Source organism: Janthinobacterium sp. GL_088 (assembly GCF_057837845.1).
The window spans coordinates 1,660,457-1,680,096 of record NZ_CM174453.1 but is presented as its reverse complement, the minus strand read 5'-3'; the positions used below and the strand labels follow the sequence as shown (position 1 = coordinate 1,680,096).

The following is a 19,640-nucleotide window of genomic DNA, read 5'->3' as shown; positions in this document are numbered from 1 at the left end:
TCAGCATCAAAAGGAACCACCATGGCCGGCATCGACGACTTCGTCAACAAACAAAAACCGGGCGCGCGCTTCGTCATCACGGCGCAGATGCTGCGCATGACGCCGCAGCAATTCGACTCGCTGGCGCAGGAGTGGATGGAAGACGGCGGTCCCGGCTTCGACGTGGCCGGCATCCCGCACCGGGTCGTCATCGATGGACAATTCTATATCGGCCGGCTCACCGTGCAGCGGCACGGCGAGCCGGCATAACGGCGACTCCAGCCTACTCGACGCCCAGCACGTGCAGGCGGCGGCGCAGGCGCGCCACTTCCTCCGATAGATCCACCACCAGCGCAGCCAGTTCCGCGTTCGCGTCGAACACGGATTCGATTTCGTGCAGGCGGCGCGCACGCACCAGGTCCAGGCTCGTGAAGCGCCAGGCTGTCAGTTGCCCCGCCGGCGGGCCGTCCTGCAGCAGCACGCCCGTCTGCACGTGCTGCACCACCCAGTCCGGCTCCACGGCGCAGGCGCGCGCCAGTTCTTCCAGGCTCAGGGCACGGTCTTCGAGCAATTCGCCAATTACCTTGTTAGTCATGATTTACCCTCCCAGCTTCTGGCGCGGATTGAAAGCCATTTCGCGCGCCATGGTTGCATACAGTTCGCGCGCCTTGTCATCGTTGGCCGGCGGCAGCACCACTTCGAGCAGCAGGTACAGGTCGCCCGGCTGGGCGGCGGGAATGCCGCGTCCCTTCAGGCGCAGCTTGCGCCCCGTCTGCGAATTGGGCGGCACCGTGACGGACACCGTGCCCGATGGCGTAGGCACGTCGATTGCGCCGCCCAGCGCCGCTTCCCACGGCGTGACGGGTACCGTCTCGAAGACGTCGCGCCCCTCCACCTTGTAGCGCGCATCGGGCCGGAAGCGGATTTCCAGGTACAGATCGCCGGCGGGCGCGCCGCCGCTACCGGGATTGCCCTGCCCCTTCATGCGCAGCTGCTGTCCTTCCGTGACGCCATTCGGTATCGTCACTTCCAGCGTGCGTTCGCGCGTCACCACGTGGCCTTGCGCATCCGCTTCGGGCACGCGCATGACGATGTGGCGCTTGGCGCCCTGGTAACTGTCCTGCAGGTCGATGGTGATGGCAGCATGGCTGTCGTCGCCCTGCATCTGGAACGTGCTGTTGGCGCGGCGCCGCCCGCCCACGTGGGCGAACAGGTCGGCAAAGAATTCGCTGTCGTCGGCGCCCGAGGATTCGTAGCCCGAACCCCAGTCCGGCGGCGGGCGGAAAGGCTGACCCTGCGCGCCCTGGTTACGGCCCAGTTCATCGTAGGCGGCGCGCTTTTCCGCATCGCCCAGCACGCCGTAAGCTTCGTTGAGGGCCTTGGTGCGCTTGTCGGCGTCCGGCTCCTTGCTCACGTCGGGGTGGTATTTGCGTACCAGTTTGCGGTACGCCTTCTTGATCTCGGCCTCGGTCGCCGTCTTTTCGACGCCAAGCTCCTTGTAGTAGTCCTTGTATTCCACCGTGCCTGCTCCCCATGGTTGAACTGCCTATGGGAAGAGTACACGAATTAGTCGCCGGACAGCGTGTGCACAATACAACGCTGCCCGGCGGCGAAATCAGCGCACGCGGCGCAGCGAGGATATGCGGCGATCCAGGCCATTGTGCAGGCGGCCGTAGCTGCCCGGCCCCATCACCACGCAGCGGCCGCGGAAGTTGGCGTCGACGCAGAATTCCCAGCGGCCGTAATTGACGATGATCGATTCGGCGCGGTCGTTGAAGCCATAGCGGCTCAAGTCATGCACTTCGCGGTCCAGGCGCACGGGCCGGCCGCGCATGCCCGCATCGGGGAACATCAGCACGGCGCCATTCATGTCGGGACGGTGGCCGCCGCCGTGGCCGGGATAACCTGGATAGCCGGGATGAGGACGCTCCGGCTCCGGACGCGGAGGGCGCGGCGGGTAGGGACGGTGATCGCCGCCGCCATGGCCTGGCCGGCCCACTTCGCGCACCGAAGAGATGGCGTCGTTCATGCCCGGCATGCTGCCGTAGCGGCCAGGTCCCAGGGTGCGGCAGTTGCCCCTGTAATTGGCGTCCTTGCACACTTCCCAGGTGCCCGAGCGCACGATCACGCTGGAGGTCTTGTCGTTAAAGCCCATGCGCGACAAATCGCCCGCGTCGGAGCGCAGGGTGACGGGACGGCCGCGAAAACCGGCATCCTCGAACAGGGTGATTTCGCCCGCCGATGCGGCAAGGGGGGCGAGGAAGGTAGCGGCGCACAGCAGCGCGGGCCGGAAAGATCGAACCATGAAAACTCCAATACTGAGACATTTTCGCCAGTGTAGTCCAGGCGGCAGGCGGCGAGTGTAACAAAGGGCAAGCAAATGTCAGCACACGGCTGGGAATGTAAAGGCTATGTCACCGTCAGATGTGGGAATACTCCCAGGGTTGCTTTCAATAACGTTTCTGGTGAACGGATGCGTCTGGCGTCGAGTATCCAGCGCCAGCCCAGGTAATTTGGCAGGTAGCGCGTGGCCACGCCATGAAACGGACGCAGCCATTGCCGCAAGCGGCTGTGATACGCATTGACGTTCTGCACATGCGCGGCGCCCTGCACACGGATGCCGGCGCGCAAGTTGACGGCCTCGTGGCTGATACCCGCTTCCCTCGCAAACGCCCGGTAGGCCGCATGGCCATCCGTTACCAGCAGAACATCCTTGTCGATAACGGGCAACAAACATCGGTGCAGCTGCGCCTTCGTCAACGCGCCTTTGCCCGTGACGAAATCGAGGGTCTGGCCCGTGCGGTCGCGCGCCACCAGGATGCAGACTTGCTCATTCGAGATACCACGTTTAAAGGCATGGCCACCACGACGGCGGGCCGGACGCGTCATCTGCCTCGATCCCTTTTCCGATTCCAGCACGTAGAGTTCATCGGCCTCGGCGATGCCATGCAGGCCATGCGGCCGGTCCGTCTTCGCCACGCTGAGAAAGCGGTGGCGCCAGCGAAACGTGGTATTGCGGTGTAATCCCAGCTGCTGAGCGGCCTGGCGCACCGAGGCGGAGTCGAGCAGGCAATCGGCATACGCGATCCATAGCGCCTTGTGACGCAAGCGGGCCAGCGGCGTGCCCGTCAAGGCATTGAAAGTGCGCCCGCAAGGCACGCAGCGGTAGCGCTGCAAGCTGTGCGCATGGCCATGCCGGTGCAGGTGAGGCGAGCGGCAGGCGGGACAGGCCAATCGCGGCTGCGCCACGCTTTCCAGCAACGCGACGGTCGCATCTTGCGGTGCGTTGCCACGCAGCAGGGCCATGCCTGTCTGCCGCTGGCGTCGGTTCAAGTGAGCAAACTGGGCGATAAAACGGATCCATTCGGCTGGCTGCATGATCTGCTCCCTATGTGGTAAGTATGCAGAGTCAGACAGCAATGCCAAGGGAAGATTCCGGCAGTTCCCCTATTTACCGATGACAGAGCCAATATAAAAGCCGCCTGGCGGGGCATTCCCGGCAGGCGGCCTGTCAGCACGGCGTCAGGACGCGGTCAGCGCACGCGGCGCAGCGAGGAAATCTGGTTTTCCATGCCATTCAGGCGGCCATATTCGCCCGGCCCGATCACTTCGCAGCGGCCGCGGAAGTTCGAATCGCTGCACACTTCCCACTGGCCCTCGTTGACGACGATGGACGAGGCGCGGTCATTGAAATTGAGACGCACCAGGTCTTCCGTGCTGCGGTCCAGCGCCAGCGGTTCGCCGCGCATGCCCGCCTCGGGGAACAGCAGGACGGCGCCGCGCTGCTGGTACTGCGGCTGCTGATACTGCGGATACTGCTGCTCGTACTGCGGCCGCTGGTACTGATTCTCGTACTGCTGCTGGCGGCGCGCTTCGCGCTCGTCGACCATGCGCGCCGACGACACGCGGCCATCGAGGCCCCGTCCCAGGTCATCGTGGCGGCCGGGGCCGAAAATGCGGCAAGTGCCCTGGTAATTCGAATCGCTGCACAACTGCCAGTAGCCGTTATGGATGACGATGCTGGTGGTGCGGTCGTTGAAACCGATGTTGACGAAATCGTCCGTATCGCGGTTCAGGCGCGCCGAACCGCCATTCTGGCCCGCGCCCGAATACACTTCCAGGGTGCCGCCGCGCCCATAGCCGCCATTGCCACGGTCTGGATCACGCCCCGGGCGCCCCGGATTGTAGCCATCGCCGCGCCCCGTTTCGCGCACCGAGGTGATGGCGTCGTTCATGCCAGGCATCGAGCGGTATTCGCCTGGCCCCAGGCTGCGGCAATTGCCGCGAAAACCGGAATCCGTGCACACATCCCAGGTACCCGAACGCACCATGATGCTGGACGTCTTGTCGTTGAAGCCCATGCGCGACAGATCGTCCGTCGTCTCGCGCAGCGTCACGGCGCGGCCGCGGAAATTGTCATCCTCGAACAGGGTGATTTCGCCCGCATGGGCGCCGGCGTGGGCCGCCAGCGACAGCAGCAAGGTTGCGGTGCATGCCGCAGCATGTTTGAAAGGGCCCGTCATGATTAACTCCATTCTTCATTCTTTGGTGATGATTTGCCTGGCGATTGCGCCAGGATGCTAGTGTAACAAATACAAGGCCGCGTGGACGGCCCGGTGACGCGTCAATACAGGCGGCGCAGCGAAGAAATGCGCTTGTCGAGCTGCGCGTCCAGGATTTCATACTTGCCCGGGCCCATGCGCTCGCAGGTGCCATTGAACTGCGAGTCCGTGCACACTTCCCAGGTGCCTTCATTGATGGCCATGGAGCCGGCCTGGTCGTTGAAATTCAGGCGCACCAGGTCGCTGACGTCGCGGTTCACCTGCAGCCCCGGGCCCTTCAGGAAGGCGCGACCGTACAGCACCACCAGGCCTTCGTCGTTTTGCGGCCGGTTCTCTTCGCGCGGATCGACCAGGCGCGCCGACGACACGCGCCCATTCAGGCTGCCCAGGTCATCATGGCTGCCAGGCCCGAACACGCGGCAACTGCCACGGTAGTTGGAATCGCTGCACAGCTGCCAGTAGCCATGCTCGATGCGCGCGCTGCTGGCGCGGTCATTGAAGCTGATGTCGACCAGATCGTCGCGGTCCGCATTCACGCCGGCCGATGCGCCGCGCTGGCCGCCGTCGGCATACAGTTCCAGCGCCGCGCGGCGGCCGCCGCTGCTGCCGCTCCCCTGTCCGCCGCCGATTTCGCGCACGGACGATATCTTGTCGTTCATGCCCGGCAGCGAGCGGTAGTCGCCCCGTTCCAGCGTCTTGCAATCGCCCTTGAAATCGGCGTTCGTGCACACTTCCCAACTGCCCGAATCGACCTGGATGCTCGACACGGTGTCATTGAAACTGACGCGCGACAGGTCATCCGTCGTATCGCGCAAGACGACTACGCGTCCCTTGAAATTGTCATCGGTGTACAGGCGGATTTCGCCGGCCTGCGCCCCGAGGTGGACAAACAGCGAACTGGCGCACAGCAGGGCGAGGGCGAACGGGCGATTCATGGGGGCGGTCTCCGGTGGCGGCAAAGGTGAGTGATCGACATGACAACTGATGTCAGTGTAGCCATCCGTGGAAAAAACGGTGTAACAAAGTATGAAAAAAGGACAACAAATTGTTACCAAAAGCAATAACAGGCTCCGCACTGGAGCCTGTTATTGCCATTTACCTTATCAGCGCACTTCGCGCACCGACGAAATGCGGTTGCTCAGGCGCTCCAGGCTCGCGTATTCACCGGGTTCCAGGGTGCGGCAGCGGCCGCGGAAATCCACGTCCTCGCACACTTCCCAATAGCCGGAGCGCACGCGCACGCTTTGCACCGTGTCATTGAAATCGCGCTCGCGCAAATCGGCCGAGGCATTGCGCACGCTCAAACTGCGGCCGGCGAAATCGTCGCGCGTATAGAAGGTCAGTTCGCCGCCCAGCGAGCGCCCAGGAAAATGGCCACGCTCCCGGTCGCGCTCCCAGTGACGATCCCGGTCACGATCGCGGCCCGGATGACCACCCCAGCCGCCGCGCACTTCGCGCAGCGAGGTGATTTTATTGGCATGGCCATCGAGCGACGGATACTCGCCCGCCTCGAGCAGGAAGCAATCGCCGCGGAAATCGGCTTCCTCGCACGCTTCCCAGCGGCCCGAGCGCACGCGGATGCTTTGCGTCGTGTCGTTGAAACGGACGTCTTCCAGGTCGGCGACGGCGTCGCGCACGGTCTGCGAGCGGCCGTGATAATCGTCGCGCGAATACAAGGTCAGTTCGCCGGCGCCGGCCAGTTCGGCCGTCATGGCGGCGCCCAGCAGCAGGGCGCAGTTCAGGGTGTGTCTCAGCATGGTCTTGCTCCATAGTCAGGGTACTGCGGTTGACTATTTGGTCATTTTGCCAAATAGAGCGCGCAGTCTATCCGCGACTGGCCCGCTTAGCTGTAACAAATGATTACCGCGCCCGGCCTCCTCCGGGTGCCACGGCGGACAAGCACGGCGAATGCCGGTAGAATCTTGTGTTTAGTCAAGCTTGCCGCCCATGCCACACACTACCTCGTTCACCCTGCCCGCCGTCCGTACTGAAATTTCTTCACTGTGGAAGCTGGCCTGGCCTATCCTGATCGGCCAGCTGGCCACCGTCGGCATGGGCGCGGCCGACGTGGCAATGACGGGTCATACGAATCCCGAGGAACTGGCGGCCGTCTCGCTGGGCGCGGCCATCTGGTCCATCGTGCTCGTCACCGTGAGCGGCATCATGATGGCGATCAATACTTTGGTGGCGCATGAGATCGGCGCCGCGCGCCACGACAAGGTGCCGCACATCGTGCGCCAGTCGCTGTGGAAGGCGCTGCTCGTGGGCCTGGTGGCTTGCCTGCTGACGAACATGGCGGCGCTGGTATTCGACCACCTGATGCTGGAACCCGCCGTGGCATCCAAGGCCAAGCTGTTCGTGCACATCATCAGCTGCGCGCTGCCGCCGTTCGCCGCTTACCGCGCGCTGTACGGCTACAGCACCAGCATCAACCAGACCAAGCCCGTGATGGTGATCGCGCTGGCCGCGCTGGGCCTCAATATCCTCGTCAACTACCTGCTGATCTACGGCCACTGGGGCATGCCGAAGATGGGCGGCGTGGGCTGCGCCGTGGCCACTACCTGCTGCGTGTGGATGATGCTGCTGGCCATGCTGGCCTGGATCAAAATCGCGCCTGCCTACCGCGCCACGTATCCGTTCACGCACTGGGAAGGGCCGCAGTTGTCGTCCATCGGCCCCATGCTGCGCCTGGGCCTGCCCATCGGCGTGACCTACTTTGCCGAAGTGAGCGCGTTTGGCGTCATCAGCCTGCTGGTGGCGCGCTTCGGCGTGATCCAGGTGTCGGCGCACCAGATCGCCCTGAATTTCTCGTCCGTCGTCTTCATGGTGCCGCTCACCTTCGGCATCGCGCTGGTCACGCGCGTGGGCCATGCCGTGGGCGAAGCCAATTTGCGCAAGGCCCGCTTCATTTCATGGGTAGGCGTGGCCATGTCGCTGACGGCGGCCATCGTCTCGGCCACCGTCATCACCGTCTTCCGCCACCAGATCGCGCAAGCCTATACGTCCGATCCGCAAGTGCAGGCCCTGTGCGCGCAGCTGCTGCTGTTCGCCGCCCTGTTCCAGCTGTCCGACGCGACGCAGGTCGCCACGTCCTGCGCCATCCGCGGCTACAAGGTGACGCGCCAGCCGATGCTGATCCAGCTGCTGGCCTTCTGGGGCTTCTCGCTGCCGATCGGCTATGTGCTGGGTCTCGCGCCGGCAGGCTTCCCCTGGTCGCCGGCAGAACCGATGGCCGCCGCCGGCTTCTGGATCGGCCTCGTCACGGGCCTGACGGTGGCGGCCGTGCTGCTGACCTGGTATTTGAACCGGCTGTCGCTGCAGCGCCTGCACGCCGCCTGACCCTCCTGCAAGGAAACCGCCATGACGAAACAACGCCCCTTCAGGCAAGTCGATGTCTTCAGCAGCGTGCCGTTCCAGGGCAATCCGCTGGCGGTGGTGCTCGACGCCGACGGCCTGGATGACGCGCAGATGCAGGCCATTGCGCGCTGGACCGGCCTGTCGGAAACCACCTTCGTGCTGGCGCCGCGCGCCCCCGCCGCCGACTACCGCGTGCGGATCTTTTCGCCCGAGACGGAATTCCCGTTTGCCGGCCACCCGACTCTGGGCACGGCGCACGCCCTGCTCGATGCGGGTCTGCAGCCGAAAGGCGCGCGCATCGTGCAGGAATGCGGCGTCGGCCTGGTGCAGATCGAGCGGCATGCGGGCGGCGTGCTGGCGTTCCAGGCGCCGCCCTGCACGACGCGTGCGCTCGCCCCGGATCTGCTACCGCTGCTGCAAACAGCGCTGGGCGGCACGCCCGCCGCTGCCGGCAGCGTTGTCGACATGGGCATCCGCTGGCTATGCGTGCCGCTGGCAAGCGCCGCCGCCTGCCTGGCCGTGCGTGCCGAGATTACCGCACTGACGGCATTGCTGGCCACCTCCGGGGGCGACGGCCTGGCGCTGTATGGCCCGCACGGCGCGGATGGGCCAAGCGATTACGAAGTGCGCGCGCTGCTCAGCGAGCATGGCGCGCTGGTGGAAGACCCCGTCACGGGCAGCGCCAACGCCTGCATCGCGCAGCTGCTGGCGGGTGCCGACTACACCGTCCGCCAAGGCACCTGCCTGCAGCGCGACGGCCGCGTGTCCATCCATTTCCGCGATGGCCAGGCCTGGATAGGCGGCGCGTGCCTGACCGTGATCGCAGGGTCGATATTAGCCTGAACTGTGTAAAGCGCCATCGAATGGGCGGCTATCGGATATTTCCAGCGAAGGAAATACGGCCAGCGCGCCCATATTCCGTGGCCGGGGCTATCGCATAAAGAGGCACGCTCTGGTATCGTCTTACGCTTAGGCAATGTTTATGCAACGCTTATGCAATGCTCAAGCGCGCCTTTGCATGCAGTGCCCTTCATCCTTCCAACTACCGAGACATCCATGCGTTTTATTCTTTGTTTTCTGGCCGCGATGGCCAGCGTTCCCGCATCGGCTGAAAAGCTGACCCTGGAGCGCATTCACGCCGATCCGGCGCTGGCCGGCCCCGGCGTGCGCTACCTGAAGGTCTCGCCCGATGGCGAGCGCGTCACGTTCCTGCGCGGCCGCGCGGACAACCAGTTCCAGCTCGACCTGTGGGAATTCAAGCTGAAGGACAAGAGCACGCACCGCCTGATCGACTCGAAGGCGCTGGTGCCGAATGAAACGATTTCGCCCGAAGAGCAGGCGCGCCGCGAACGCGAGCGCACGGCCAGCCTGAACGGCATTCTCAGCTACAGCTGGTCGCCCGATGGCAAGCAGCTGCTGGTGCCGCTGGCCGGCAACCTGTACCTGGTCGACGCGGCCCACCCGGACAAGGCGCGCCTGGTCGCCAAGGGCAATGTGCTGGATCCGAAAATTTCGCCGAAAGGCCGCTATGTCTCGTTTGTGCGCGATCAAAACATCTATGTGATCGATCTCAAGACGGACAAGGAACGCCAGTTGACGACCGATGGCAAGGGCGCCATCCGCAACGGCGAAGCCGAATTCGTGGCGCAGGAAGAAATGGGGCAGCGCACCGGCTACTACTGGGCCCCCGACGATTCCGCCATCGCCTATAAGCGCTATGACGAAGCGCCCGTGCCCGTCGTGCGCCGCTTCGAAATCTTCGCCGACCGTACGGACGTCGTCGAGCAGCGCTACCCGGCTGCCGGCGACCCGAACGTGCTGGTGCAGCTGCTGATCGTCTCGCCGGAAACGGGCGCGCAGCGCCAGGTGGACCTGGGCACGAACCCCGACATCTACCTGGTGCGCGCCGACTGGAGCGCGGACAGCAAGTCTCTCGTCTACCAGCGCCAGTCGCGCGACCAGAAGACCCTCGACCTGGTGGCCGTCGATGCAAGCACGTTGGCGCAGCGCACCCTGCTGACGGAAACGTCGACAACCTGGGTCAGCATCCATGACGACCTGCGCTTCCTGTCGAACGGCACCTTCCTCTGGTCGTCCGAGCGCACGGGCCGCAACCATTTGTACCTGTACGACATGAGCGGCAAGCTGCTGCACCCGGTCACTTCCGGCGCATGGGGCATCGACAGCGTGCTGGCCGTGAACCAGAAGACGGGTAAAGTGTTCGTCGCGTCGAACCGCGACGCCGTCATCGACAAGCAGACCTACGCCCTGGCCCTCGATGGCAGCACGGCCGACAAGCCGCAGCGCGTAACGAAGGCCGATGGCTGGCACGACACGACGTTCTCGCGCAATGGCGAAGTCTTCGTCGACACGTACTCCGACCCGGCCACGCCGCCGCAAGTGAGCATCCGCCGCCCGGACGGCACCATGGTGGGCTGGCTGGAAGAAAATGCGCTGAACGCCAGCCACCCGTACGCCAAGTACAAGGCGGACCACCTGCCGACGGAATACGGCACCCTGAAGGCCAACGATGGCCAGACGCTGTATTACTCCATCGTCAAGCCGTCGAACTTCGACGCAAATAAGCGCTATCCTGTCTACCTGTCGACGTATGGCGGTCCGCACTCGCAGCACGTGGCGCGCCGCTGGGGCAACAACTTCGACCAGTACATGGCGCAGCAGGGCTTTGTCGTCTTCCGCCTCGATAACCGGGGTTCGTCGCGCCGCGAGCGCGCGTTCACGGACGCCATCTATCACAACCTGGGCGCGGCCGAAGTGGCGGACCAGCTGGTGGGCATCGACTGGCTGGGCAAGCAAAGCTTCGTCGATGCGAAACGCATCGGCGTGTTCGGCTGGAGCTACGGCGGCTTCATGACCCTGCGTCTGCTGTCGGCTGCGTCCGACAAGATCGCCATGGGTGTTTCCGTGGCACCCGTCACCGACTGGTCGCTGTACGACACCCACTACACGGAGCAATTCCTCGGCATGCCGAAGGAAAACGTGGATGGCTACAAGGCCAGCACCGTGTTCGCCCACCTCGACGGCCTGAAGTCGCCGCTGCTGCTGGTACACGGCATGGCCGACGATAACGTCTTGTTCAGCAACAGCACGCGACTGATCGACGCGCTCGTGAACCGTGGCGTGCAATTCGACCTGATGACGTATCCGGGCGCCAAGCACGGCATCTCGTCGCGCGCAGGCCAGCGCCACGTGTACAAGAAAATCGAAATGTTCTTCAAGCAGAACCTGATGAAGCCAGCACAGTAAGATTGCGCTGCATCAGATAAAAAACCGCCGCCTGTCTCGCGACAGGCGGCGGTTTTTTTACATTCTTGCTGCCAGAATTATGGCTTGCGAGTCACAGTTTCGACCGCATCTTTCACATCGCCAACTTTCTTCTGCACTTTGCCTTCGACCTGGTTTGCCAGGCCCTTGGCTTGCTGTTCTTCGCTGCCGACCAGTTTGCCAGCTTGTTCCTGGATTTTACCGCCGACTTCCTTCAGTTTACCTTCGACTTGATCTTTGTTCATGATGGATCCTCACTGTAGTTGGTACATCTGTTGTCCTGCCCCGAAGGGCCGGTACTGCGGCTCACACGCTGCTTGTTGCGTGTCGATGTGTCCATAGTACGCAGTGGGGATCAAAGGCTCTGTACGGTTCCTAACACAGCGCCGACATCATCAATTACGCCTGCGCGCCCTTGCGCCAGACCGTCGCCAGCCACGGCTGCTGGTCGCGCGGCAAGCCGGGCGGACGGTAATACTGCTCGATCAAGGTAAAACCGGCCGCCTGCACGTAAGCGGCCCAGGTCGCTTCGTCGTGATAGCTGCCGTAGCGGGCGCCATTCCAGCCTTCCTGGTTTTGCCCGCGCGGGTTCGAGCTGAACAGCACGCCACCGGGCTTCAGGCACGCGTACAAAGCGCGCAGCACGCCGGGCAAGGCGGCGCTGGGCACGTGGAACAGCACGGCATTGGCGAACACGCCGTCGAAGTGCCCTGCAGGCAAAGCGAGGTCGACAAAATCCTGCTGCCAGACAGTGCAGCCGCTGTAGGCGCGCGCCATCTCGACGAAGCGGGGACAGCCATCGACGCCCGTGGCGTGATGGCCCATGGCCGTGAACGCCTTCAGGTCGCGGCCAGGGCCGCAGCCGAGGTCGAGGATCGCCAGCGGCGCCGGCTTGCCGATGGCGGCCAGCAGTGCGCTGATATTCTGGCTGACGTCGTGGTCGCGCGTGCCTTCGAAAAACTGCTCGGCGCTGGCGTCGTAATGGGCCAGGGTGCGTTCGGTGATGGCGTGGATGGGGTCTTGCGGATATTGCGGTGGGGTCGGCTTCATGGCGCTCCTGTCATCGATGGGCGCATTTTACGCTGCCGACCGGCACCCCGGCCGGCAGCGTCAGCACTCTTACCAGACGCGCACGCGCTGTTCCGGCGCCAGGTACAACTGCTGCCCCGGCTTGACGTCGAAGGCCGGATACCAGGCGTCGAGGTTGCGCACGGTGGCGGCGCGGTATTGCGCCGGCGCATGGCCATCCGTGAGGATTTGCTGGCGCGCCGCCGCTTCGCGCGCCTTGCTGCGCCAGCTGACGCCATAGCCCGTGAAGAAATCGCGGTCCGCGCCCGCCTGCACCGGCTTGCCTTGCTGCGACAGGGTGAACGCGTCATGCGCGGCCGCCACGCCGGCCAGGTCCGCCAGGTTTTCACTCAGGGTCAGCTGGCCATTCACGGCCAGGTCGGGGAATGGCTTGTATGCCGCGAACTGCGCCACCAATTGCTTGGATGCCGTCTGGAAATGCGCCAGGTCGGCCGGCGTCCACCAGTCGCGCAACTTGCCCTGGGCGTCGAACTGGGCGCCCTGGTCGTCAAAACTGTGGCTGATTTCGTGGCCGATGGTGGCGCCGATGCCGCCATAGTTGGCCGCGTCGGATGCCTGCGGGTCGAAGAACGGCGGCTGCAGGATGGCGGCCGGGAAGTTCAGCGCATTTTGCAACGGCAAGTTGACGGCGTTGACCAGCTGGGCCGGCATGGCCCAGGCCTTGCGGTCGGGCGACTGGCCCAGCTTGGCCAGCTCCTGCCGGTAGTGGAACTGTTCCGCCCGCTGCACATTGCCAAGCGCGTCGCCGCGTACCACGCGCAAGCCCGCATAGCTGTCCCAGCGCTCCGGATAGCCCACGCCCACGTACAGGGTCTTGAGCTTTTCCTGCGCCTGCGCCTTGGTGGCCGGCGCCATCCAGTCCAGCTTGTCGATGCGGCGCGAGAAGGCGGCCACGATATTCGTCACCATGTCTTGCACGCGGGCTTTCGATTCCGGCGGGAAATAGCGCTCCACGTACAGCTTGCCAACGGCGTCGCTCAGGGCCGCATTCGTCGCGGCCAGTGCGCGCTTGCTGCGCGGCGACTGCTGCGGCGTGCCGCTCAGGGCGCTGCCATAGAAGGCGAAGCGCTGGTCGGCGGCCGCCTTCGGCAAGGTGGTGCTGAAATGGTTGATGGCGTGGAAGGCGAGGAAATCCTTCCACGTGGCCAGCGGCACGCTTGCCACCAGGGCCGCGCTGCCCGTCATGGCCGTCGGGTGCCAGACGATGAAATCCGTCTGCTGGCCCAGGCCGGCCGCCTGGAAGAAGGCTTTCCAGTCCAGGCCCGGCGCCTTGCTGGGGAAGTCGGCGGCGCGCCACGCGTTATTGCCCTTGGCGACATCGGCCGAATCCTCGCGGCTGGCGTGGCTGGCGGCAATTTTCTGCTCCAGCGCAAACACGCGCGCAGCGCGGGCCGGCGCATCGCTGTAGCCGGCCTGCTTGAGCATGGCCGCGATATGCGCCTGGTAGCCCGCGCGCAAGCCCTGCATGCGGGCGCTGTCGCCCTGGTAAAACGCGCGGTCAGGCAAGCCCAGCCCGCCCTGCAGCAGGTAGGCGACATTGCGCGTGGTGTCGTTCAAGTCTTGCGCCACCCACAGACCGAACAGGTTTTCCGTATAAAAATTGGTGGAATTGAGCGGGTCGACATCGGCGCGCAGGCTCTCGCCCAGCGCGCGGGCCAGCCCTGCCTGGTCGCGTATGCCATTGATCTTTGTCAACAAGGGCTTGATCGGCGCCCAGCCTTTCGCTTCGATAGCCGATTCATCCATCCAGGAACGGTAAAAATCGCTGACCTGGCGCGCGGAGGCATCCGCCTGCGGCGCCGCCGCCAGGCTTTCGACGAGGCCGATGATGCGCTCGTTGGTGGCGTTGGCGAGGATGGCGAACGAGCCCCAGCTGCTGCGGTCGGCGGGAATCTCCGTGCCGCGCAGCCAGTCGCCATTCACGTAATCATAGAAGTCGTCGCCGGGCAAGGCAGCGGAGACAGCCACATCGGCCGCCGCTGGCTGGGCATGCGCCTGGGCGGGCAAGCCGGCCAGCGAAACGCCGGCCAGGGCGAGGATGATGGCGGCCTGGACTGGCGTCCGGGACCAGGAAAAACGCAAACCGTGCATGGCGATCCTTTCAATGGAATAGTCAAAATCATAGCCTGTTTCCCATGAAAAAAGCGTCCCTGAACTTTTTTGCATACGGACAAAAAATCGGCCTATAGTTTCACGACCCCGCGCCGCGTGTACGCCAAGGAGATTGCCATGCAACTGGAAGCGCTGTTTCAGCAACCCCACGCCCTGCCTGCCGCCCCGAAGATCGTCGATGAACTGGTGCGCAGTTTCGACAACCCCGCCATTGCCACCGAAGACATCGCGCGCCAGCTGGGAGCGGATCCGGCCTTGAGCGCCAAGCTGCTGCGGCTGGCCAACTCGGCGTATTACCACGTCTCGCGCAGCATCGGCACGGTGGAAGACGCCGTGCTGATGCTCGGCTTTGTAACCGTGCGCACGCTTGTCATCAGCTCGGGCCTGGTCAGCGGCTACAAGGCCGTGCCAGGACTGAATCTGCCGCAATTCTGGCGCTACAGCCTGCACAGCGCCGTGTCGGCCCGCTGGATCGCCAGACAGACGGGCGACAACCAGGACCTGGCCTTCACCATCGGCATGATGCATGCGATCGGACAACTGGTGATCCATGCCGCCATGCCCGAGCAAGCCATGCAGCTCGACAAGATCGCCCCGCCGCTCGATGCGCGCCGGCTCGACGCGGAGCGGGTTTCTCTGGGCTATGACTATGCGCAGGTGGGCGCCGAACTGGCGCGCCGCTGGAAGTTCCCCCCTGCCTTTGCCGACGCCATCGCCGCCTTTCCCGATCCCTTGGCCAAGGCGCCCCTGAACCGCCAGGCCGCCATCATCCACCTGGCAGCCTGGCGCGCCCGTATTGATGAAAACGCGCTGAGCAATGAAGAAATCATCGCTTGCTACCCCAGCAACGTGGCTGAAGCGCTCGGTTTGCCACCCTCGGTTCTCGTGGACAAGATGCCGCCGCCTGCCGAACTGAGCGCAGGATTGGAAGAACTCGTCAAATAAATCCATCAGCGCCGGCATCGTCGGCCCAGCATCCATGCGGCTTGGCGGGCGATTTCGGCGGCCCGCCAAAACTATCCAAATTATTTTCACTTTTTTTTCAAAAACACCCTCAAGTTCCGGATAAGCACGCCGTTAATCTAGACAAGCGGTAATCCATTCACTAGTTACGGGTGTGCTCATGACCTCCAACGACGTTCTCTCGATGTATGAAAATATTGCAGGAATGACCAATAAAATGGTCGTGGCCGCACGTTCGAGCGACTGGAATGACTTGGATGCCCTGGAAAACCAGTGCGCCAGCGCCGCCAGCGCGACCATGACGGGCAAGGTGCCTGCCCTGGCCGGTGCCTCGCGCCTGCGCAAGATCGACTTGCTCAAGCAAATCCTGGCAAACGACCGCGAAATCCGCACCATTACGGAACCGTGGATGACGCAGCTGCCGAACGCCATGCAGGGCGCGCGCGCGCGCATGTAAGAAGTTACAGCACCAGAAACGACAAAAGCACCCGCGGGTGCTTTTTTTACATCTATTCCCCGGCAAGAAGCGCGGCAGTTGCGGCGCTCAGGAACAAGGAGGGGAAATTTGGAAGGCGAGCCCCAGGTATCTCCTGGCGTCGCCTCGCTGCCGGTTGCATCCGGCGTTCGCGAGCACATCGTCGGCATCGCGAACCGCTTCCAGACCCAGGCGTTTATGCAACGCTACACCTGTTTGCCGCGCCACACTATCGTTGGTGACTGCGCCAGGCTGGGGCTGTTTTGTCGTAGAGCAAGTCCACTGAATTAATCATATCACCATCTTTGAAAAATAGGCAATACGATAGACAAGCATTTTCCTATCTTTTTCAATATCTTTTTTTATATCAAATTACAGTACCGCCTTGCAGCACGCTTAACGCGAGAACGGCTCCGGCTCCGACTCGTCTGCCGCCCCCTCTTCCACCGCTTCCGTCAGCACGGGCACCTCCTTCTTCTTGCGGCGGAACGGCTTGCGCAGCAAGACCCAGTATTTCGACGGCGCACCCGGCCCTGCCGCCTGCCTGCGCTTGCGCACGACATACACGATGAGCGCCGTCAGCAACAGAAAGAGTAAGGTGCCGATACCGAGCCACAGCAAGCCGTTGCCGCCCGCCTTCTTTTCCTTCTCGACGGCTGGCGCCGCGTGCAGGGGCTTCGGCCTGGCATGCGGCACCGGCACCGGCGCCTCGGCCGGCGCGGCAGCCGGCGCAGCGGTGGCGGGCTGAGCCAGTGCTTTTTGCAAGGCGCCGATCTTGCCTTCCAATTCGCCGAGCTTGTCATTCAGGGCCGCGTTTTTCTCATCCAGCGCCACGCACGCTTGCGCCTGCCCGGCATCCGCCTGGGGTGCGCAGGCGGCCACGGGCGCCGTGGCACGGCGCAGCGGCTGCGCACGCAGCGCGGGAGCAGGCGGCTTGGGCGCGGCAGGCGGCGGCACGAAGACGCGCGCCGGGCGCACCAGGCCCTCGGCACGCGCGCGGGCCGCCAGCACGGCGGCATCAGGCGATGGCGCGCCGGCCACTGCACGTGGCAACGGCGCGGGGACAGGCATGGGTACCGGAACGGCGGGCCTGGCCGGTGCACTGACGGCAGCGGCAGCAGGCGGGGCCGGCGTCAGCCACAAGGTGCCCAGGCGCACGACGGCGCCTGGGCCATTACCCAGCAACAAATACAGATGCACATGGCCCGCCTGGATCGCTTGCCGGGTACTCACGCGCACATAGTGGCGCCCGCCGCGTTCCAGCGGGCTGATCGTCAAGGCTTGCAGGGCCGGATCCATGCCGATGCCGCCGCCGCGGTACACATCGGGCGAGGCCAGGCGCACTGCCACGCCATTGGCTTCCTCGGGCGCCAAGGCCGTCAGTTCGATCTCGGCCAGCAGGGGTTGGCCCATATGCGACAGCACGGCCATGTCACCCAGTTCGGCCGCCATGACAGGCGGCAAGGCCAGGCTGGCGGCGGCGCACGCGATCAGGGACCAACGGGGAGTAATGCTGCTCTGCATGGACTGATCGCTTTGATAACAAGATAAATAATGGGGACTCGCCTGTCTTTAACGGCAGGAAAACGCAAAAATATAGATGGGCCAAGACAAAATGATGCAATACAGCATCATCCTGTGCCTTTTTGGCGCCTGGAGTACACTCGATCCACCTCCATCGATGAAAGGGATGCCATGAGTAGCAGAATCGAACGCGACAGTTTCGGCCCGATCGACGTACCCGCCGACCGGCTGTGGGGAGCGCAAACGCAGCGCTCGCTTGAGCACTTCCATATCTCCACGGAAAAGATGCCGCCCGAACTGATCGCCGCCCTGGCCACCGTCAAGCGGGCGGCCGCCCACGTCAACCTGGACTTGGGCTTACTAGACGGCAAGAAGGCCGTTGCCATCACGCAGGCCGCCGACGAAGTGCTGGCCGGCAAGCACGACGCAGAATTTCCGCTGGCCGTCTGGCAGACGGGTTCTGGCACGCAAAGCAATATGAACATGAACGAAGTGCTGGCCAACCGCGGTTCCGAGCTGATCGGCGGATTGCGGGGAGAAGAGCGCCTGCTGCACCCGAACGACGACGTCAACCTGGGCCAGTCCTCGAACGATATATTTCCCACCGCAATCCACGTGGCCGCCGCCCTGGCCGTTGCCAACACGGTCTTGCCGCCGCTGCGCCAGCTGCGCGCCACGCTCGATGCGAAAGCCACGGAATTTGCCGACATCGTCAAGATCGGCCGCACCCATTTGCAGGATGCGACGCCGTTGACCCTGGGCCAGGAATTTTCCGGCTACGTGGCACAGCTGGACTTTGCCGAGCACATCATCACGGCATCGTTGCCGCCGCTGCTGCAACTGGCCGCCGGCGGCACGGCCGTGGGCACAGGTTTGAATGCCCACGTGGAATTTGCCGGCCGCATCGCGGCCGAGCTGGCGCGCCTGACGGGCCAGCCTTTCGAGACGGCCAGCAACAAGTTCGCCGCCCTGGCCGCCCACGACGCCCTGGTCGCCGCCCATGGCGCACTGAAAACCCTGGCCACGGCCCTGATGAAAATAGCCAACGACGTGCGCTGGATGGCGTCCGGCCCCCGTTCCGGCCTCGGTGAAATCACCATCCCCGAAAACGAGCCGGGCAGCTCCATCATGCCGGGCAAGGTCAATCCTACCCAGTGCGAAGCGCTGACCATGCTGTGCTGCCAGGTCTTCGGCAACGACGTCGCCATCACGGTGGGCGGCGCCTCGGGCAATTTCGAGCTGAACGTCTTCAAGCCATTGATTGCACACAACTTCCTGCAAAGCGCGCGCCTGCTGGGCGATGGCATGCGCAGCTTCGACGAGCATTGCGCGCACGGCATCGAACCGAACCGTGGTCGCATCGCCGACCTGATGGAGCGTTCCTTGATGCTGGTCACGGCGCTGGCGCCGCACATCGGCTACGACAAGGCGGCGCAAATCGCCAAGCAGGCCCAGCACGAAGGCACGACCTTGAAGGAAGCGGCGCTGGCCCTGGGCTTTGTGACGGAAGAGCAATTCGGTGCGTGGATCGTGCCCCTGGAGATGACGCGGCCCAACAAAAGCTGACTTCCACCCTGCATTGCTGGCGGCTTCAGGTAAACTATGAGTTAGTTGAGGTCGTCATCAAGTGTTGAAAACACATCATTGCAATAAGGGATACAATGCAAAAAGTAAGCTTTGATTTAACATCCGAGTTCGTCGAGCTGAACCAGCTGTTGAAGCTGGTCGGCCTGTGCGACAGCGGTGGCGCAGGCAAGGTCATGGTCGATAGCGGCGTGGTGAAGGTCGATGGCAAGAAGGAATTGCGCAAGACCGCCAAGATCCGCGCCGGCCAGGTCGTCAGCGTGGGCGATATCCGTATCACGGTCGTCGCTCCCGTGTGATGCCGGCATGGGGCGCGAAAGCGGCCCCATGCGTCCAGCCAGCACCGCTGCCAGCCGGCTGCCTGGATCAAGCTGCAACATGTCGTTATTGTCAGATAAATATCGATTGCAGAAGGGGAGCGCCATGGACCAGCCCGAACAAGGTACGCGCAGCCAGGAACGCCTGATCGGCGACTTGCGCCAGGTAATAGAAAACGCGGAAGAATTGCTGCGTAACACAGACAAATACACCAGCAGCCTGTACCAGAGCGCGCGCGCCAGGCTGGAACTGGCCCTCGTCGCGGCCACGGCCGAACTGGCCCGCTTTGAAGAGGAGCAAGTGACGCGCATGATGGACGCCACCCTGGCCGCGAATGCCCTGTACAGCGATCAGACGGGCGAAGCGCGCCTGCTGCGGGCCTTCGAATAAGC

20 protein-coding genes are annotated in these 19,640 nt (G+C 63.8%); 9 read left to right on the top strand and 11 right to left on the bottom strand.

Annotated elements, in window-relative coordinates:
• The first annotated feature begins 21 nt into the window (after nt 1-21).
• Nucleotides 22-249 carry a hypothetical protein gene (locus AC3IQ7_RS07515; protein WP_099378844.1) on the top strand — a complete coding sequence of 76 codons (228 nt, stop codon included), beginning with the start codon at nt 22-24 and terminating at the stop codon, nt 247-249.
• A 13-nt stretch (nt 250-262) separates the two neighbouring features.
• Here AC3IQ7_RS07515 and AC3IQ7_RS07510 read toward each other — a convergent pair whose 3' ends face one another.
• The 7 genes from AC3IQ7_RS07510 to AC3IQ7_RS07480 all read right to left on the bottom strand — a co-directional run bounded on the left by AC3IQ7_RS07510 (nt 263) and on the right by AC3IQ7_RS07480 (nt 6,298).
• Nucleotides 263-574, bottom strand: coding sequence for a chaperone modulator CbpM (locus AC3IQ7_RS07510; protein WP_034759737.1), 312 nt, complete (start codon nt 572-574; stop codon nt 263-265).
• Nucleotides 575-577: 3 nt separating this feature from the next.
• A complete protein-coding gene (locus AC3IQ7_RS07505) occupies nt 578-1,498 on the bottom strand; it encodes a DnaJ C-terminal domain-containing protein (protein ID WP_489208766.1) in 921 nt (306 codons plus the stop codon).
• 96 nt (nt 1,499-1,594) lie between these two features.
• The gene (locus AC3IQ7_RS07500; RefSeq protein ID WP_489208765.1) at nt 1,595-2,284 is read right to left on the bottom strand and encodes a beta/gamma crystallin-related protein; all 690 of its coding nucleotides are present in this window, start codon (nt 2,282-2,284) and stop codon (nt 1,595-1,597) included.
• Nucleotides 2,285-2,388: 104 nt separating this feature from the next.
• Nucleotides 2,389-3,357 (bottom strand): IS1595 family transposase, encoded by a 969-nt coding sequence (locus tag AC3IQ7_RS07495; RefSeq protein ID WP_489208764.1) that lies wholly within the window; start codon nt 3,355-3,357, stop codon nt 2,389-2,391.
• A 155-nt stretch (nt 3,358-3,512) separates the two neighbouring features.
• On the bottom strand, nt 3,513-4,502 hold the full coding sequence (locus AC3IQ7_RS07490) for a beta/gamma crystallin family protein (RefSeq protein ID WP_158301287.1): 990 nt from the start codon (nt 4,500-4,502) through the stop codon (nt 3,513-3,515).
• Between the two features lie 101 nt (nt 4,503-4,603).
• On the bottom strand, nt 4,604-5,476 hold the full coding sequence (locus AC3IQ7_RS07485; protein ID WP_158301288.1) for a beta/gamma crystallin-related protein: 873 nt from the start codon (nt 5,474-5,476) through the stop codon (nt 4,604-4,606).
• A 168-nt stretch (nt 5,477-5,644) separates the two neighbouring features.
• The gene (locus AC3IQ7_RS07480; protein WP_489208763.1) at nt 5,645-6,298 is read right to left on the bottom strand and encodes a beta/gamma-crystallin; all 654 of its coding nucleotides are present in this window, start codon (nt 6,296-6,298) and stop codon (nt 5,645-5,647) included.
• 190 nt (nt 6,299-6,488) lie between these two features.
• On the opposite strand from AC3IQ7_RS07480, the gene AC3IQ7_RS07475 reads away from it, so the two are divergent.
• The 3 genes from AC3IQ7_RS07475 (at nt 6,489) to AC3IQ7_RS07465 (ending at nt 11,165) form a co-directional block, all read left to right on the top strand.
• The gene (locus AC3IQ7_RS07475) at nt 6,489-7,880 is read left to right on the top strand and encodes an MATE family efflux transporter (protein WP_489208762.1); all 1,392 of its coding nucleotides are present in this window, start codon (nt 6,489-6,491) and stop codon (nt 7,878-7,880) included.
• 21 nt (nt 7,881-7,901) lie between these two features.
• Nucleotides 7,902-8,741, top strand: coding sequence for a PhzF family phenazine biosynthesis protein (locus tag AC3IQ7_RS07470; RefSeq protein ID WP_489208761.1), 840 nt, complete (start codon nt 7,902-7,904; stop codon nt 8,739-8,741).
• Between the two features lie 213 nt (nt 8,742-8,954).
• On the top strand, nt 8,955-11,165 hold the full coding sequence (locus tag AC3IQ7_RS07465; RefSeq protein ID WP_489208760.1) for a S9 family peptidase: 2,211 nt from the start codon (nt 8,955-8,957) through the stop codon (nt 11,163-11,165).
• 77 nt (nt 11,166-11,242) lie between these two features.
• Here the strand turns inward: AC3IQ7_RS07465 and AC3IQ7_RS07460 are convergent, their stop codons facing one another.
• From AC3IQ7_RS07460 to AC3IQ7_RS07450, 3 genes are all read right to left on the bottom strand, one after another.
• On the bottom strand, nt 11,243-11,428 hold the full coding sequence (locus AC3IQ7_RS07460; protein ID WP_035825486.1) for a CsbD family protein: 186 nt from the start codon (nt 11,426-11,428) through the stop codon (nt 11,243-11,245).
• A 154-nt stretch (nt 11,429-11,582) separates the two neighbouring features.
• Nucleotides 11,583-12,233, bottom strand: coding sequence for a class I SAM-dependent methyltransferase (locus AC3IQ7_RS07455; RefSeq protein WP_489208759.1), 651 nt, complete (start codon nt 12,231-12,233; stop codon nt 11,583-11,585).
• Between the two features lie 69 nt (nt 12,234-12,302).
• On the bottom strand, nt 12,303-14,363 hold the full coding sequence (locus AC3IQ7_RS07450; RefSeq protein WP_489208758.1) for a M13 family metallopeptidase: 2,061 nt from the start codon (nt 14,361-14,363) through the stop codon (nt 12,303-12,305).
• A gap of 138 nt (nt 14,364-14,501) precedes the next feature.
• Between AC3IQ7_RS07450 and AC3IQ7_RS07445 the strand changes: the two genes are divergently transcribed.
• Both AC3IQ7_RS07445 and AC3IQ7_RS07440 read left to right on the top strand, forming a co-directional pair.
• Nucleotides 14,502-15,329 carry an HDOD domain-containing protein gene (locus AC3IQ7_RS07445; RefSeq protein WP_489208757.1) on the top strand — a complete coding sequence of 276 codons (828 nt, stop codon included), beginning with the start codon at nt 14,502-14,504 and terminating at the stop codon, nt 15,327-15,329.
• A gap of 178 nt (nt 15,330-15,507) precedes the next feature.
• The gene (locus AC3IQ7_RS07440; RefSeq protein WP_489208756.1) at nt 15,508-15,804 is read left to right on the top strand and encodes a flagellar protein FliT; all 297 of its coding nucleotides are present in this window, start codon (nt 15,508-15,510) and stop codon (nt 15,802-15,804) included.
• 414 nt (nt 15,805-16,218) lie between these two features.
• On the opposite strand, the gene AC3IQ7_RS07435 is transcribed toward AC3IQ7_RS07440, so the two are convergent.
• Nucleotides 16,219-17,346, bottom strand: a complete 1,128-nt coding sequence (locus AC3IQ7_RS07435) for a type IV pilus assembly protein FimV (protein ID WP_489208755.1) — start codon at nt 17,344-17,346, stop codon at nt 16,219-16,221.
• A gap of 171 nt (nt 17,347-17,517) precedes the next feature.
• Between AC3IQ7_RS07435 and fumC the strand changes: the two genes are divergently transcribed.
• The 3 genes from fumC to AC3IQ7_RS07420 all read left to right on the top strand — a co-directional run bounded on the left by fumC (nt 17,518) and on the right by AC3IQ7_RS07420 (nt 19,638).
• A complete protein-coding gene (gene fumC, locus AC3IQ7_RS07430) occupies nt 17,518-18,912 on the top strand; it encodes a class II fumarate hydratase (RefSeq protein WP_489208754.1) in 1,395 nt (464 codons plus the stop codon).
• A 95-nt stretch (nt 18,913-19,007) separates the two neighbouring features.
• Nucleotides 19,008-19,229, top strand: coding sequence for an RNA-binding S4 domain-containing protein (locus AC3IQ7_RS07425; RefSeq protein WP_035825476.1), 222 nt, complete (start codon nt 19,008-19,010; stop codon nt 19,227-19,229).
• Nucleotides 19,230-19,353: 124 nt separating this feature from the next.
• Entirely contained in the window at nt 19,354-19,638 is a 285-nt protein-coding gene (locus AC3IQ7_RS07420; protein ID WP_489208753.1) for a hypothetical protein, read from the top strand.
• Nucleotides 19,639-19,640: the final 2 nt, after the last annotated feature.

Coding starts and splice junctions, on each gene's coding strand:
- AC3IQ7_RS07515 (WP_099378844.1), top strand. CDS start 22: ATGGCCGGCATCGACGACTTCGTCAACAAACAAAAACCGGGCGCGCGC.
- AC3IQ7_RS07510 (WP_034759737.1), bottom strand. CDS start 574: ATGACTAACAAGGTAATTGGCGAATTGCTCGAAGACCGTGCCCTGAGC.
- AC3IQ7_RS07500 (WP_489208765.1), bottom strand. CDS start 2,284: ATGGTTCGATCTTTCCGGCCCGCGCTGCTGTGCGCCGCTACCTTCCTC.
- AC3IQ7_RS07495 (WP_489208764.1), bottom strand. CDS start 3,357: ATGCAGCCAGCCGAATGGATCCGTTTTATCGCCCAGTTTGCTCACTTG.
- AC3IQ7_RS07490 (WP_158301287.1), bottom strand. CDS start 4,502: ATGACGGGCCCTTTCAAACATGCTGCGGCATGCACCGCAACCTTGCTG.
- AC3IQ7_RS07485 (WP_158301288.1), bottom strand. CDS start 5,476: ATGAATCGCCCGTTCGCCCTCGCCCTGCTGTGCGCCAGTTCGCTGTTT.
- AC3IQ7_RS07480 (WP_489208763.1), bottom strand. CDS start 6,298: ATGCTGAGACACACCCTGAACTGCGCCCTGCTGCTGGGCGCCGCCATG.
- AC3IQ7_RS07475 (WP_489208762.1), top strand. CDS start 6,489: ATGCCACACACTACCTCGTTCACCCTGCCCGCCGTCCGTACTGAAATT.
- AC3IQ7_RS07470 (WP_489208761.1), top strand. CDS start 7,902: ATGACGAAACAACGCCCCTTCAGGCAAGTCGATGTCTTCAGCAGCGTG.
- AC3IQ7_RS07465 (WP_489208760.1), top strand. CDS start 8,955: ATGCGTTTTATTCTTTGTTTTCTGGCCGCGATGGCCAGCGTTCCCGCA.
- AC3IQ7_RS07460 (WP_035825486.1), bottom strand. CDS start 11,428: ATGAACAAAGATCAAGTCGAAGGTAAACTGAAGGAAGTCGGCGGTAAA.
- AC3IQ7_RS07455 (WP_489208759.1), bottom strand. CDS start 12,233: ATGAAGCCGACCCCACCGCAATATCCGCAAGACCCCATCCACGCCATC.
- AC3IQ7_RS07450 (WP_489208758.1), bottom strand. CDS start 14,363: ATGCACGGTTTGCGTTTTTCCTGGTCCCGGACGCCAGTCCAGGCCGCC.
- AC3IQ7_RS07445 (WP_489208757.1), top strand. CDS start 14,502: ATGCAACTGGAAGCGCTGTTTCAGCAACCCCACGCCCTGCCTGCCGCC.
- AC3IQ7_RS07440 (WP_489208756.1), top strand. CDS start 15,508: ATGACCTCCAACGACGTTCTCTCGATGTATGAAAATATTGCAGGAATG.
- AC3IQ7_RS07435 (WP_489208755.1), bottom strand. CDS start 17,346: ATGCAGAGCAGCATTACTCCCCGTTGGTCCCTGATCGCGTGCGCCGCC.
- fumC (WP_489208754.1), top strand. CDS start 17,518: ATGAGTAGCAGAATCGAACGCGACAGTTTCGGCCCGATCGACGTACCC.
- AC3IQ7_RS07425 (WP_035825476.1), top strand. CDS start 19,008: ATGCAAAAAGTAAGCTTTGATTTAACATCCGAGTTCGTCGAGCTGAAC.
- AC3IQ7_RS07420 (WP_489208753.1), top strand. CDS start 19,354: ATGGACCAGCCCGAACAAGGTACGCGCAGCCAGGAACGCCTGATCGGC.